The sequence below is a fragment of the Mesobacillus maritimus genome (assembly GCF_044803185.1).
GTDB lineage: Bacteria > Bacillota > Bacilli > Bacillales > Cytobacillaceae > Mesobacillus_B > Mesobacillus_B maritimus_B.
The window spans coordinates 2,068,763-2,083,357 of record NZ_CP085225.1; the positions used below are offsets into that span (position 1 = coordinate 2,068,763).

General features: G+C 38.8%; 12 protein-coding genes. 4 read left to right on the forward strand and 8 right to left on the reverse strand.

Translation table 11 applies throughout. The annotated features are described in order from the left end of the window. The first annotated feature begins 183 nt into the window (after nucleotides 1-183). Entirely contained in the window at nucleotides 184-1,443 is a 1,260-nt protein-coding gene (locus LG336_RS09760) for a hypothetical protein (protein ID WP_404332383.1), read from the forward strand. Continuing rightward, the gene (locus LG336_RS09765) at nucleotides 1,440-2,174 is read left to right on the forward strand and encodes a GT-D fold domain-containing glycosyltransferase (RefSeq protein WP_404332384.1); all 735 of its coding nucleotides are present in this window, start codon (nucleotides 1,440-1,442) and stop codon (nucleotides 2,172-2,174) included. Before LG336_RS09760 ends, LG336_RS09765 begins: the two co-directional genes overlap by 4 nt. Nucleotides 2,175-2,231: 57 nt before the next feature. Here the strand turns inward: LG336_RS09765 and LG336_RS09770 are convergent, their stop codons facing one another. Next, the gene (locus tag LG336_RS09770; RefSeq protein ID WP_404333127.1) at nucleotides 2,232-2,735 is read right to left on the reverse strand and encodes a Mov34/MPN/PAD-1 family protein; all 504 of its coding nucleotides are present in this window, start codon (nucleotides 2,733-2,735) and stop codon (nucleotides 2,232-2,234) included. 271 nt (nucleotides 2,736-3,006) lie between these two features. Continuing rightward, on the reverse strand, nucleotides 3,007-4,125 hold the full coding sequence (locus tag LG336_RS09775; protein ID WP_404332385.1) for a hypothetical protein: 1,119 nt from the start codon (nucleotides 4,123-4,125) through the stop codon (nucleotides 3,007-3,009). A gap of 660 nt (nucleotides 4,126-4,785) precedes the next feature. Here LG336_RS09775 and LG336_RS09780 point away from each other — a divergent pair. After that, nucleotides 4,786-5,640, forward strand: coding sequence for an HAD family hydrolase (locus LG336_RS09780; protein WP_404332386.1), 855 nt, complete (start codon nucleotides 4,786-4,788; stop codon nucleotides 5,638-5,640). A gap of 147 nt (nucleotides 5,641-5,787) precedes the next feature. Here LG336_RS09780 and LG336_RS09785 read toward each other — a convergent pair whose 3' ends face one another. The 6 genes from LG336_RS09785 to LG336_RS09810 all read right to left on the reverse strand — a co-directional run bounded on the left by LG336_RS09785 (nucleotide 5,788) and on the right by LG336_RS09810 (nucleotide 12,673). Further along, entirely contained in the window at nucleotides 5,788-6,798 is a 1,011-nt protein-coding gene (locus tag LG336_RS09785; RefSeq protein ID WP_404332387.1) for an NAD-dependent epimerase, read from the reverse strand. Continuing rightward, nucleotides 6,795-8,048 carry a hypothetical protein gene (locus tag LG336_RS09790; protein WP_404332388.1) on the reverse strand — a complete coding sequence of 418 codons (1,254 nt, stop codon included), beginning with the start codon at nucleotides 8,046-8,048 and terminating at the stop codon, nucleotides 6,795-6,797. The genes LG336_RS09785 and LG336_RS09790 overlap by 4 nt, the downstream gene beginning before the upstream one ends. Next, a complete protein-coding gene (locus tag LG336_RS09795; RefSeq protein ID WP_404332389.1) occupies nucleotides 8,035-9,111 on the reverse strand; it encodes a glycosyltransferase in 1,077 nt (358 codons plus the stop codon). The genes LG336_RS09790 and LG336_RS09795 overlap by 14 nt, the downstream gene beginning before the upstream one ends. A gap of 345 nt (nucleotides 9,112-9,456) precedes the next feature. Beyond that, nucleotides 9,457-10,986 (reverse strand): alkyl hydroperoxide reductase subunit F, encoded by a 1,530-nt coding sequence (gene ahpF / locus LG336_RS09800; protein ID WP_404332390.1) that lies wholly within the window; start codon nucleotides 10,984-10,986, stop codon nucleotides 9,457-9,459. A gap of 14 nt (nucleotides 10,987-11,000) precedes the next feature. Continuing rightward, complete coding sequence (gene ahpC, locus LG336_RS09805; protein WP_404332391.1) at nucleotides 11,001-11,564, reverse strand: alkyl hydroperoxide reductase subunit C; 564 nt, start codon at nucleotides 11,562-11,564, stop codon at nucleotides 11,001-11,003. Between the two features lie 635 nt (nucleotides 11,565-12,199). Next, the gene (locus LG336_RS09810; RefSeq protein WP_404332392.1) at nucleotides 12,200-12,673 is read right to left on the reverse strand and encodes a CBO0543 family protein; all 474 of its coding nucleotides are present in this window, start codon (nucleotides 12,671-12,673) and stop codon (nucleotides 12,200-12,202) included. Between the two features lie 273 nt (nucleotides 12,674-12,946). Between LG336_RS09810 and LG336_RS09815 the strand changes: the two genes are divergently transcribed. Next, on the forward strand, nucleotides 12,947-14,377 hold the full coding sequence (locus LG336_RS09815; RefSeq protein ID WP_404332393.1) for an amidase: 1,431 nt from the start codon (nucleotides 12,947-12,949) through the stop codon (nucleotides 14,375-14,377). Nucleotides 14,378-14,595 lie beyond the last annotated feature (218 nt).

Here is a 14,595-nt window from a genome sequence, read left to right on the forward strand (position 1 = left end):
ATTTGTTCATTTTTACTTGGTTCATTTATCCCTTTCAAAGAAACTTCCGTCATTTATTTCCTTTAAGGCCTTAGACCGATTTGAAGCATCTCTTTTTGTTTCATGCATATAGTATCAATGGGAATGTCTGTGTAATCCTTTGGGGAGGATTTAAAACCTGTATTGAGAAGAGGGGGACTCGGAATGGACTTAAGAATTGAAGTAGGAGAGAAGGAGAAAGGCAAGGTTAAATATGAAGCTTTGCCTGCTTTTCAATATTTTTTCCGTGAAATGGGTTTTGATGTCACCTTAGATACTTTAAATCAAAGTGTTCAATTGACGTCTCCATTACCAAAGAAAAAAATTGTCATCTCTTCAGAAGAAAATGGATTGCCACATCCATTCAGAAAACCTCATTTGGAAAGAAATGTGCTTAAGCAAATTCAAAGATTTTTGGAAGAAAGTGGTGCAGAAGTTTTTTTAACAAGGCAAAAGGGAGGTGTGGAAGCTGCAGATTTTCACCTGAAATTTACCTTGCTGGAAGTACCAAATATAAGAGAACCACTCCTAGAGTTAACGAGTTATTCAAAATACCAAGACCAAAAACTAGTAGAAGCGATTCAGTCTGAATGCAAAAAAATGAATATGAAATTTAAATTGAATGATCCAATCAGAAGCTATGATTCATCCACTTTAAAACTCCAAATCTTGTCCCCTGTTATTTCGAACGATGAGTTTTGGAATAGTTATGGGGAAAAGTACGCACTTTCCATAACCTCCGGAATATTTGCAAAGTTTCTTGGGAAATCGCCCTTATCATTCTTTTCATTTGTCCCAGTTGAAAATCTACTTTATATATTTTCATCAGCAGCCGATACCGAAGTTTCCGGAAAATCCGTTCAGGAGATGGAACGAAAAGCTATAAAGGAAAATTCAAATTTGAATAAAACAAATGTAACGAAAACTAAGGAAGCAGAGGTGTTTTTTGACTATAACCTTATAATTGATGAAGCAGAAAATCAAAAAATTCAGGTTCTTAGTCATCTCCATATAAAAAATATTGGGACTGAAATTCTTCAGAATCCTGTCATTTGTATCAGAGCCACGCCTTCTAAAAATGTAAAAGTAACTGGGCAGATTTTACCGCATAATTTTGCACAGACAAAAGGAGTATCAAATCAGGACGGAGCAAAAGGTTGGCTTTACATGAACGAAAAATGGATAGATGAGTTCGAGGAAAAAGGAGAGATCTGGATTTGTCCCATTCAATCTATCGACATTCCTCCTCGACAAACAGAATCGTTGTCCAACCTACAAATTAGTCTCTTAGATTACGATCACAAAACGATTCGTGTGGAAGCATTTGTCTTTTTTATCAATGATGAACTTGAGTTTAGATCGAATAATAAAATCTCAGTGTCCTCATTAAAAAAAGTTAGTTCCAATGGGGAGAAGGAAAATTGAAAAAGCCTGAATACCTATACGAAAAAAATCTGTTAAAACCTATAACCGTATTGAATATAATTGACAGGGCCGTGGCAGACAAAAAAGGATTTTCACTTGCTCGCTTTGGAATAGGAGAAATCAGTTATTTAAGCTGGCCGGAGAATACTTGGTTGGTTCAGGATTTTAAAAGATATGAAAAGTACGCAGGGGTCTTCTCCTCTTATCAAAAAATAAAAGCAGAGCTTGCTACCGCATTAGATAAGGCTGATGTGGTTGGGGTCATTATACCATCGAGGTTGGAATTTTGGGCAAAACAAACAAAGACAGTCTTTCAACAACTAAACTTTACCCCGAGTACATGTTGCTGTGCGTGGATTTTTCAAGATTACCTTAAACAAACAGATATCTGGCCATGGCTCAGGAAAAAGAAAGTTATCCTCATCGGTCGCCGTGTAAAAGAAGCATCCACTATTTTTCATAGGGAAGGAGTGCAAGTGGTCGACACTGTAGCAATCAATAGTGATATCGAAATCGAAAATGTTGTTAATATTGTTTCTGCCATTGATGATTGGGAGGTTGCGCTTATTTCTGCTGGCATACCAGCAACCATTTTAGCACCGAAAATTGCGAATGCCACCCAGAAGGTTGCCATTGATTTTGGACATTCGCTTGATATGTTAATTGATGGGGAGCATTTTGATCATGCAAAGACCGTATTGGAGTGGAAGAAAAATAATATCCGGAAATGAACCCCACTCTGAGATACATTCTATTATAGTAAAAAATGTGTTACAGGTGACTGGTCATTAATCACCTGTAACACGTATTTGGTAAGGGATAACTTTGAATCCTTCAAATTTGAATGCTTTTACAACCGCTTTTTTGGAGGCAAGTGACACAATAAAGTGAACCACATCATGACAATTATTGTATAAAATATCTTCACGGGAAGGATAAGCAATACCCGTAGGGTGAGAATGATAAATTCCCATAAACTGTTGTTGTTGTCTCTCCATTTTCGTAAAAACCTTTTCCGTTTCATCTAGGTCCATTGAAAAGGAATAAGGGCTGCGATGGAGATTTCTCATTTTCCAAACGCCTTTAACAAGCCCTTTGCTTCCTGACAATAAACCACACGCTTCAAACGGTAGTTCTTTTTGGCAGTGTGAAATTATTTCTTGATAAACCGTTTTTGTTAAATGAACAACAAGTGGCCGACTATCTGCCTCGTCCGCAACAACTTTTCGTTGGTACGGTCTGTACGGGCTGTAACTTAGGTGTTGCTTTTTTTTGGTACTGTGTTTGGGGATTAGCCATCCCTAATTTTTTTCTAATTTTACGACGTAGTTTGCCTGAAGCCATATTTAAACACTCCCTTTTTTTAAAAGCTTTCTGTATAGAAGTAAAACCATACTAATTGGTTAGGGGAATAATATGATTTGCCTCCACCATAGGTTTTCAGTCTTAGTTAGTTTGATTCTATATACCTCAATAACGAAACTGATAAAAATAAAACCGGGGGTTCGTGTCTTACCCCGGTATTAACATCCTATCATTTTTAGTTTATCATTCATTCAATCTCTAAAAGCGGTCGCAATCGTCTACTTCTACTTCTAGACCCGCGTTTGCTGCCACTGTTAGTGGGATAGTTACGATTGCAGATGGAGCAGTAATAACGAGTGTCAATGCGTCTGCACCACTAACGTCCACTAGTGTAAGAGCAAAGGTTGCATTTTCCGGTACCCCGCCAGCTGGTGTAAACGTACCTGTTCCTTCCACAGTTAACGTTGTATCACCAATACATTCTGGCTGTTCAAATTCAGTCGCAGTAAACGTGAAGCTTTGGTCTAAGTCATCGTCAGGAGTGCCGATTGGGGTTGGAGCTGGTGTATCTACGAATGTAGCAGTTAAACTGCTGCCAGCAAGTGTACATTGGTCACAAACAATAGCTGTTAGATCCAATTGTCCAGTTGGTGTAGATGGAGCCAACCCAATTTCAGCATAACCAATTGTTGCTGTTCCGCTAAATTCAGCAGCACCTTGACATTCACAGTTCAATGGTGGGAAGAATGTCGGACATTGCGGCGGGAAGGTTGGAATTGGGCAAGTAACTTCTTCTTCTGGAATTGGTACAATTGCACGTGGTCCACAGAATTTCGCTTCTACTTCAAGCTTTACCTCTGCTTCTACCTGTACGTCTTTACACATAACAACATCGAGCATAACCATGTTGCCAAGCATTTGATTCAAGACAACAGAGCATTGAACGTCAAAGATATTACAGTTGATTTCTGTTCCTTCTGGGAAGCACAAGATGACATCGTCTACGAAACTAACTGGTACAACAAAAGTACATCCTGGAAGAAGCGCCCCATCGCATAAGAATTGAACTTGCATATGAACATGGAAAGCAAGAGTAACAATTTGAGCCCCTGGTCCAAAATCTTCTGGTGCTGGACGGGAACCAACGAAATCGCAGTCACGAGTGCCCTCTACTTCTGAACATGTCGCTGTGATTGTGCTTCCTTGATGACGGCAATTTTCGATTTGTGCGAAGCATTCCTCAGGAATAGGTACTTTATTCCGATCACGATTTGTCAGTACAACCCAGTCATATACTTTTGTAACACGGATACATTCAGGTCCGATTGGATTTGGAGTCACTTGTCGGCCCTGGATGGGTCTGTTGTTTTTTCTCATATAACACCTTTCCTTTCTTAAAATGGTACTATTAGTTATTACAATAGCATCATATGGAAGAACCCCCATTTAGGTACAGAAATCCATGAAAAATAGGCGGAAAAACGTTGACGGGTTTTCCAAGGGGCTGGTAACTCAGCCTATGACGAGAAGAAAATTCCTTTAAAACAGACAGCTCCGTGGCTAAGGAAATCCACGCGGCTTTTTGTTTTAGATACCCACTTTAAATGGCCTAACTTTTAGATTGGAAAAATGTTCCAGTAAATTAAAGGACAACCGGAAACAATGAAGAGGGAAAAGAGAGTCAATCCGAGGTGACTATTATGAGAAAAGTGGATGATAAGCACCAGCAGCCAATACATCGGTATTTCTTTTCTGTATCGCTAATAGAAAGGAGAACATCAAATCAGGATAGGTGATTCTCCGTTTAAACGAAGAGGACTTCATGTGAGGAGGCTATGTTGCTAAAATACTTCTCCAGAAACGCATCCTTTCGCGACTGGAAAAACTGTGAATATTTTCAAATTTTTCTTCTGTGAGGTTTAATTGACATACAAAATTTATCCCCTAAGAGCAGCTAAAACTGAAATAATTGAGGCTGGATATAGTATTGTGTATACTAGCCAAATAACTCAATTATCGAAAATAGGGGGATTAGAAGTGAAAATCAAACCTAAGGCCATTTTTTTAGATATGGATGGAACGATTTTAAATCATCAAAATAAGGTCAGTATACATACAAAAGAAGTGATTGATGAACTAAGAAACCAGGGAATTTTCGTCTTTATTGCAACAGGTCGTGCGTTTGATGAAATAGAGGGAGTGGTGCCAGAAGGGTTTCAAGTGGATGGGTACTTTACATCAAATGGAATGGCGGGGTATGTCGGGAGTGAAGCCGTCTTTCAACATTCCATTAGTCATGAATTGGTGGAGACTATTATTGAAAAGGCGCGAGAAAATAAGGTCTATTACGAGCTTTTCCCATACGGCACACCTAGAATTACCTTAAAACAGGATCAACAATATGTTCTAAATGAAATTAGAGATCCGAAACCAGAATCCGTTGGAATCAATGAGTGGCTTTCACGTAAACAAGCCATAAAAGAAGAAATTGATTGGAAGAATCAGATTGAAGGAACTGAGTTTTCAAAGTTTTATTTTTTTGCAAGGACAAAAGAGCATATAAATTGTTGGAAGCATGAATTAGAACAATTAAAACAAGAAATCAATTTTACGACTTCAATCTCTTCTGACCACAATGTCGAAGTGATGGTCGCAAACGTGAATAAAGCAACAGGAATTCAACAGATGTTAAATCGCTTTGATTTATCGAAAAAAGAAACGCTTGCAATTGGGGATAGTGACAATGACTTACCAATGTTGCAGTTCGTTGGCTATTCCGTCGCGATGAAAAATGCAAACGAGCGAATTAAAGAAGTGGTCGATGACATTACAGAGTTTACTTGCGATGAAGAGGGGGTCTATCATTATCTTAAGGAGAAAATAATCCTATAGGAGGCAGTGGGGACGTTAAGTGGTCAATCCGCTTTTGTTCATTCCTATTAAAAGACCTAGGGGGGCAGGTACTTGTTCCATGCCAATTATAAAATGAAACAAGAAGCTTACATGACGATGAAATGTCCTGCCCTCCTATTGACTTTATTATTTATTTTGATGGTACTGTGTGTACCAGTTTACAAAATGACTTAAACCATCTTCTAAGGTTGTTTTGGGGGAGAATCCAAAATCCTTCTGTAAATCAGTAATATCCGCGTAGGTCTCCTTAACGTCGCCGGGTTGCATGGGCAACAACTCCAATTGCGCTTTTTTTCCAATGGTCTTTTCTAAAATCCTAATAAAATCAACTAACTTTACTGGATGGTGGTTTCCGATATTATAAATCTTGTAAGGGGCATAACTTGAACCGGGTTCGGGATGTTCTCGATCCCATCGATTGTTCGGCTTCGGTGGGCAATGAATCAATCGAATGATTCCTTCCACAATATCATCAATAAAAGTAAAGTCTCTACTCATTTCTCCATGATTAAATACCTTCACTTTATTCCCTTCGATAATATCTTTAGTGAATGAGTAATAAGCCATATCTGGTCTTCCCCAAGGTCCATACACGGTAAAGAAACGAAGACCAGTTGTTGGAATGTTAAATAAATGGCTATACGCATGGGCCATTAATTCATTCGCTTTCTTAGTGGCGGCATACAGATTGACTGGATGATCGACTGAGTCTTTTGTTGAAAACGGAATTTTTGAATTGGCTCCATAAACTGAACTCGATGAGGCATATATAAGGTGTTTGATTTGAAAAGTTCTACAAGCCTCTAAAATATTTGTAAATCCCATGAGATTCGAATAAACATAGGAACGAGGATTCTTAATACTATAACGAACTCCGGCTTGGGCGGCTAGGTTGATAACAATGTGGATGGAGTGATTTTCAAATATTGAATTTAAAGAAGTTTGATTGGCCAAATCTACTTTGAAAAATTGGAAATTGGACTCCTTTTCTAAAATCTCTAATCTGTCCTTCTTTAAATGGATATCATAATAGTCATTAAGATTATCTACACCAATCACTTGACTCCCTCGTGCTAGTAGCTCTTTTGCAAGGTGGAACCCGATAAATCCAGCAGCTCCTGTAACTAAAATGCTCATTTTTTTTGATCTCTCATTTTTTTTCTTTTTTTTGGTCGCTTTGATTTTGGTTGATTCTGGTTAAACTCTATACCGATCATGTCTTCTTCTTTCACTAAAGGAATTGGTGTTTTCGTCCATTGGGCATGGGTGTAAGGGTCTATTTTATTTACGTGCTCAAGGAAAGTGTCCAGGAACCCTCTTTCGTGGAGGTTTTGAAATAACTCGATTGGCCGATCTTGTTCACGAGAGAACGAATAGACGTGGTCGACTAATTTAAACCCTTGGTTGGTTACAAAAATATGTCTTAAGGGGGCATCAATTTGTTTAAAGCCTGCCTCCTTCATCGTTAACAAGATGTTTAATAGGCGCCGGGTGATATCCTCTGATAGGTGAGATTGTTTTTTTAGATACTGATTTAAGTTGGGTCCAAGTAAATATTCCATTCGTACATAGTTGGAGCCTGTTTCATGAACCTTTGGGATAAAAGACAAATGCTGATTGGATAAAAGCACGTCTTTTTCTTGTTTACAATGTTCTGGTTTCCCATAGATTTTTACACATTGATCTTCAGCAATTCGATAGACTGCTCCTTGATGCCCTTTGCCGATAAGAGGTTGAGTAACAGAGCTTTCAACCTTTACACCTTTGCCTGATCCGCCCGAGGTAACCGGAATGTTTTTATAATCGAAACGGTTGTCTTTGAAATAGTTATCCCATAGTTGATACGTTTCTGGCTCTAGTTGCTTTACTCTGGATAAAAAAGAGTCTTTTAATAGAATAATGTTTAAGTCCCTTAACAGCTTTAGCGGGACAGGGTGAATTCTTTTGAACGCATTTACGTGGTCAACAACTTTTAATACTTCATTTTCAAGGACAAAAATGTGTCTAAGAGGAGCATCAAGCATCGTGAATTTTGCTTTTTTCATTTCTCTCAGTATCGTCAAGAGTTTTCGAGTAATAGATTCCGGGATATAGGTGGAATTCCGAAGGTACTCTTTTAGTGTAGGAGCATTAAAATATTCCATCACAATATAGTTTGGACCAGTGTCAAATAATTTTGGGAAGAAGGGGAAATGTTGTCCAGCTTTAAGGGCTTCTGCTTCCATTTTGGCTTGAATGGAGTCGGTGTAAATTTTGACGCATTTTTCGTCTGACAGTTTAAAGACCGCTCCTTGTGAGCCCATCCCAATTAAAGGGTAAGCAGTAGGGTTATCAATGGCTAAAGATTTTATGCCTTTTGTGACTTTAATGGTTTTAAAATCTTCCATGATTTCTGCCTCCTAACAGTTCATCGTAATAGTTCGCTTGTAAAAGCAGCTGTTTTTTCGCATCAAAAGAAAGTTCGACTTTTTTTCTTGCAGCTATTGTAAACGCTTCCCAAAGTTCCTGTCGGGTTAGCATAAATTCAAGGCCCTCTACAAGTTCGTCCACATTGTTTTCTTGAACTAAAAAACCTTCCTGATTATGAGTAATCAATTCAGGGATGCCGGCATGATTGGTGGAGAGGACGGGTACACCTAAAGCCATTGCTTCCTTAAGGGTATTGGGGATTCCTTCTACATCTCCATTTGACGCTTCTAAACTAGCAGCACAAAATAAATCAGCTTTTTTCATATACTCTTGAACCTGTTCTTTAGTAAGATGCTGCAATAGACGGAAGGATTCTCCTAAATTTAGTTGAGTTGCCAATGAAGTAAGCTCTTCTTGAAGTTCTCCGCGGCCAATTATGGTTAAAGTGGCTTGTGGGAATTTCATTTTTAGTTTTTGAAACGCCTTCATTAAAATATGGTGGCCCTTTTTTTCTACTAATCTGCCAACTGAGAGTATATTTTGGGTACCTTTCAAAATTGGTGTGCTGTATTGGTACTGACTTAGGTCAACGCCCCCGTAGAGAACTTTGATTTTCTCTGGAGGACAGCCCCAAGCTAGAATTTTATTAGCTAAATACTGACAGACAGGATAAAACTCCTCTCCTATATCAAAAAGCATTTTCATATTTTCTAAATAACCTACAGGTTGATTCGCTAGGGTTGCATCTCTACCGCGAATGCTGGTCACCAACGGAAGGTTGGTCTTTTCCTTAAAAGGAAGTAATAGGATACCTAATTGCCCGTGATGGGCATGTAAAAGGGAAACTTTGTTTTTATCAACAAACTCTTCAGGCAAGAAAATCTCATTGAGATAATGAACCTTCTCATTTAGTAACGAGAGGTCAATCATATATTTGGGTTGACGAACTAGATGAATATAGTCATAACCAGGGACTTGACGTATCTGAGGAATATATTGGGTGGGGTCCACCCTTAAATTCAAATGCATAACGGTTGCCAATTCACTTATCTCCTTTCCATAAAATAACAGTGATAATGTAGAGTATGCATAGGATAAAGGAGGAGTTGTGGACAAAGTGGTAATGAAATTCACATTAAGAGTTAACAGTGATAGCTTATGGAAAAACCAAGGTCAGGTTTATAAATAATTCCGTGCATTAAATTTACCCGTCAATATTTAGAACAATCCTAGTCATTCTCGGTAATCAGCCAAAATTGGGGAGGGAAGGGAGGTAGTATTGAAAATCATAAAAAAAAGTCACTAAATTATCAATCAGATAATCTAGCGACTTTCTTACTGGGACAATGAACCTGTCCCTATGTCCCACTTGGAACCTATATCTCATTAATTTCGGATGAGGTAGTCAAATGCTCCTAGTGCTGCGGTTGCACCTGATCCCATGGAAATAATGATTTGGTTGTAGGCGCTATCTGTACAATCTCCTGCAGCGAAAACTCCAGGCATTGTCGTAGATCCGTTTTTCTCGACGATGATTTCACCGATGCGATTGCGCTCTAGTGTTCCTTCTAACCATTCTGTGTTCGGAACAAGACCGATTTGGACAAATACACCTTGTAATGCAACATGATGGTCTTCGCCTGTTTCACGATCTTTATAAGTAATCCCCGTTACGTTGTCTGTACCAGTGATTTCTGAAGTGGCTGCGTTCGTGACAACTGTTACGTTTGGTAGGCTGTGAAGACGTTCTTGAAGAACTTGGTCTGCTTTTAATTCAGGAGCAAACTCAAGAACTGTTACGTGTTTCACAATGCCTGCCAAGTCAATTGCTGCTTCGATTCCGGAGTTTCCGCCACCGATAACGGCTACGTCTTTTCCTGCAAACAATGGACCATCACAGTGTGGGCAATACGCGACCCCTTTGTTTTTAAGTTCTTGTTCACCAGGGACGTTCACATTACGCCAACGAGCACCAGTTGAAATGATCACGGATTTACTTTTCAGAACAGCACCGTTTTCAAGTTCAAGCTCGAAGAGTTCTTTCTTTTCTAAGCCTTTCGCACGCACCAAGTCCATGACATCAATGTCATACTCTTTAACATGCTCTTCAAGAGCCATTGCGAGTTTTGGACCTTCCGTTGCTTTTACAGAGATAAAGTTTTCGATGCTAAGGGTATCAAGAATTTGACCGCCAAAGCGTTCGGCAACAATACCTGTTTTAATTCCTTTACGGGCTGCATAAATAGCTGCACTTGCTCCAGCTGGACCTCCGCCGACAACAAGAATGTCGAATGGACCTTTATCAGAAAAGTCCTCTGCTCTTGGACCTTCACCAAGTTTCGCAAGAATTTCTTGAAGAGTGATACGACCACCATTGAAGAATTCTCCGTTTAAGTAAACAGCTGGAACGGCTAATACGTCTTTGCGCTCAACTTCTTCCTTAAACGCTGCGCCATCAATCATCGTATGCGTAATATTAGGGTTAAGCACACTCATGATGTTTAATGCTTGGACAACGTCAGGGCAGTTGTGGCAAGTTAGACTCACATACGTTTCAAAGTTGAATTCACCTTTAATGTTCTTAATCTGGTCAATCACACTTTGATCAACTTTTGGGGCACGGCCACTTACTTGAAGTAGGGCTAAAACTAATGAAGTAAATTCATGTCCTAACGGAACACCAGCGAACGTAACGCCAGTTTCTTCGCCGACACGGTTGATACTGAAGCTTGGGGTACGATTTAATTCTACTTTTTCTACAGTGATTTTAGATGACATAGATGCTAGCTCTTCTACGAGAGCTAGCATCTCCTTTGATACGTCATCTGAACCTGCACTGACTTTAAGCAGAATATCGTTTTCTAGTAGTTGTAGATACTGGTTTAACTGGGATTTAATTTCTGCGTCAAGTGCCATTCTTATCGCTCCTCTTAAATCTTTCCTACAAGATCAAGGCTTGGCTTAAGTGTTTCAGAACCTTCTTCCCATTTAGCTGGGCAAACTTCACCTGGGTTGTTGCGAACATATTGTGCTGCTTTGATTTTGTTTACTAGTGTGCTTGCGTCACGGCCAATTCCGCCAGCGTTGATTTCAACAGCTTGTACAACACCGTCTGGGTCGATGATGAATGTACCGCGGTCAGCAATCCCTTCTTCTTCGATTAGAACGTCGAAGTTACGAGAAATCACGTGAGAAGGATCTCCGATCATTGTGTAAGTGATTTTGCCAATCGCTTCTGAAGAATCATGCCATGCTTTATGAACAAAGTGAGTATCTGTAGAAACAGAGTATACTTCACAGCCAAGGTCTTTTAGAGTTGCATATTGGTTTTGTAGATCTTCAAGCTCAGTTGGGCAAACGAATGTAAAGTCTGCAGGGTAGAAGCAAACTACACTCCACTGACCTTTTAAGTTTTCTTCTGTTACTTCAACAAAATCTCCGTTTTTGAATGCTTGTGCTTTGAATGGTAGAATTTCTTTTCCAATTAATGACATAGTTTGTTTCCTCCTAAAGATATGTAGTTTTGAATTACTACTAGAGTGTTCTACTCTGTAATAATTCTAATTCAATATAAATTATTATATTAGAGTTATTTATATTGGTCAAGTGAAAGCAATCACTTTCTGTATATAATTATAGTCCTTTCAATGAAAAAGGGTCAATTTATTCGCATTAACCCCGTTCCATTCTCATCTGTGGGACAAGGGGACAGGCACCTTGTCCCAAAAATTTATTTAGAAGACTAACGTTTATTATGAAAAAGCTCTTAGTATTTTATCAGTATAACCAGGTTTCAGAATATTATAAATTTAAGTCGAAGCAAGTAGGGCTTTGTTAAGAGACGAGGGGACTAGATTTGCAATCCATCTATTCAGTTTATACAGATTCAAACAAATGCCAAAAATCAATCTGCAAATAAAATAGTCCCTCTGGGAAACAGAGGGAAAGAATGTATGCATTAAAGAAAATGTAGTTAACAAAGCTTATGTTTGTAAAGCTACGGTGCTGAATGAACAAAAAAATTACGCGATCTAAATAAACGATGAGGTAAAGGATAGCGAGGTAGTATCTTTACAGAACAAAGGAAATAGGTAACTGAACTTATCGCCCTTCCTTATATACAGATTTTTTAAGGTGTTTTCTCATAGTTTCTTTTAATAAATATAAGCATGATTCTCGAAATGATTTTTACGACAAACACAAGAAATAAAGAATAAAACCATCTCCATTTTCCAATAAAAAGTAAAGCGTTTGTTTTTCTTTCAAGAATAATCTCATAGGCAGCCTGTGGTAATCCAAAAAGAAGTAGCTTTCGTATTGCTTCTTTAATATTCGATTTGTAGGTGGATTGACAATACCAAATAGACAAGTAAGGACACACTAAAAAGTCATAAATAACATTAATTTTAAAGACTTTTGGTAGAAAACGTACAGGGTATGTTACTTGTTTTGTCTCTACTAAAATTTTATCAAAGATCCAGTTAACTAAGCAGTTTATTAAATATAAGGCGAACCATATTTTTCCTGACGGTTTTTTAAATAATGTTGGGAAAGAAAGTATACCAAAAATCATGCCAAATTTAAGAATAAATCGTTCAAGCATAGTAAGCACACTCCTTTTATCAAAAATAGAATATCCAGATATCGAACGTACAATGCAAAAAATATAGAAGACAAGGTTCCCTGTCCCATTTCCCATATTAAAAAGAGCCCAACGTTTATCTGAACAAGCCCCTAGTATTTTTTTAACATCAATAATTTCAGAATATTATAATATCAGTCCCAAAAAAGCCTTAGTTTTCGTTATAATAAAACTAACGGTTTATTAAGATAAAAGGTATTCTCAATTTTTATGATAACAAAGGAGTTGAAAAGATTGACCATTACCGATTTAACTGCAACCGAACTAGTAAACTTAATGAAACAAAAGGAACTTTCACCGGTGGAAGTCACAAACGCTTTCCTTGAACGAATCGAGAAGGGTAACCCAAAATGGAATGCTTTTGTGACCTTAAATGAGCAAGCGATCGAAGAGGCAAGATTAATAGAAGATAAAATAATGAAGGGGGAAGAAGTCGGTAAACTCCAGGGGATTCCGGTAGCGATAAAGGATTTGACCCCAACAAAAGGGCTGCTCACTACTTATGGATCCCCCGCTTTTAAAGACAATGTTCCAGATGAGGACCCAGTTTTCTTGAAAAGAATTAAGGCTGCTGGCGGGATTGTGATAGGAAAGACTAATACCCCGGAATTCGGACACAAAGGGGTCACCGATAATCCTTTGTTTGGCGTAACGAAAAATCCGTGGAATGAAAACTTAACCCCTGGTGGTTCAAGTGGAGGTTCGGCTGCAGCGGTAGCCGCTAAGCTTGCACCTTTTGCTGAAGGAAGTGACGGGGGAGGTTCGATTCGAATTCCAGCCGCGCTTACCGGAATCTTTGGGTTTAAGCCAACTTTTGGGGTCATCCCACATGAAGGGGAAGATAATTTATATGGCTCAGAGCATCCATTTTTACATAACGGGCCGATGGCGAGAACGGTTGAAGATGCAGCGTTGTTATTTTCTGTTATGCAGGGCTATGATGCCAATATTCCGAATGCCGTTCCGACTCTGAGAGAGGATTTTACGAATTTAAATCGCGATATGAAAGGTGTAAAAATCGCCTATACTCGTAATTTTGGCTTATATGAAATTTCTCAGGACGTTGCTGGTGTTGTGGATCAAGCGGTTCAGCATTACGTGGACCTTGGTTGTCAGGTCGAAGAGGTGGACGTTGATTTACAGATGAGTCTAAAAGAGTTGACTCGTGCGTTTTCAGGGATGTGGTGTGTGAAATTTGCGGGTAGCTATGGAAAACTCTATGACCAGGATCCAGACAGTTTTTCTGAGGGAATGGCGAAAATGATTCATATAGGAAGAAAATATAATGCGGTGGATTATAAAGCAATCGAAATTAAACGGACCCTTGTCTGGAAAGAAATCCAGAACATCATGAACAACTACGATCTTATCCTTTCGCCTGTATTAGCAACGACAGCTTTTGAACATCATTTAGCAGGTCCATCCTTGATCAATGGGAAAAGTGTAAATCCTGCAACCGATTGGATGTTGACGCAAATCTATAACTTTACGGGTCACCCGGCCGCTTCCTTACCAGTAGGACTAACGCCTGCAGGACTACCGGTTGGTCTACAAGTCGCAGGGAATCGATTTGCTGATAAACTCGTGCTAGAAGCTTGCCACGCCTATGAACAAGCCTTTCCAACCTATATAGAACCGTTTGAGCGAAATTTAAGTAAAAATTAGGGCGAAATACCAGAGTGCTAGTTTGCATTCTGGTGTTTTTTGCTCCTCAGCCTTTTTCCGTTAGAAGCCTATTTATTCAAGTATACTTATTTCTATGAGGAGTTTTTAAGATTTCATGCGGCGAGAATGTTAGCTGTTTTTTCAATTAAAAGTATGACTGACCTTCGTAAAAAAACTCAAACAAACTATAAAATCCCTGCCGCCTAACTGGCCAGGGA

What these genes read in the sequence shown, in the direction of transcription:
- LG336_RS09760 (WP_404332383.1), top strand. Translation starts at nt 184, where the DNA reads ATGGACTTAAGAATTGAAGTAGGAGAGAAGGAGAAAGGCAAGGTTAAA.
- LG336_RS09775 (WP_404332385.1), bottom strand. Translation starts at nt 4,125, where the DNA reads ATGAGAAAAAACAACAGACCCATCCAGGGCCGACAAGTGACTCCAAAT.
- LG336_RS09785 (WP_404332387.1), bottom strand. Translation starts at nt 6,798, where the DNA reads ATGAGCATTTTAGTTACAGGAGCTGCTGGATTTATCGGGTTCCACCTT.
- LG336_RS09790 (WP_404332388.1), bottom strand. Translation starts at nt 8,048, where the DNA reads ATGGAAGATTTTAAAACCATTAAAGTCACAAAAGGCATAAAATCTTTA.
- ahpF (WP_404332390.1), bottom strand. Translation starts at nt 10,986, where the DNA reads ATGGCACTTGACGCAGAAATTAAATCCCAGTTAAACCAGTATCTACAA.
- ahpC (WP_404332391.1), bottom strand. Translation starts at nt 11,564, where the DNA reads ATGTCATTAATTGGAAAAGAAATTCTACCATTCAAAGCACAAGCATTC.
- LG336_RS09810 (WP_404332392.1), bottom strand. Translation starts at nt 12,673, where the DNA reads ATGCTTGAACGATTTATTCTTAAATTTGGCATGATTTTTGGTATACTT.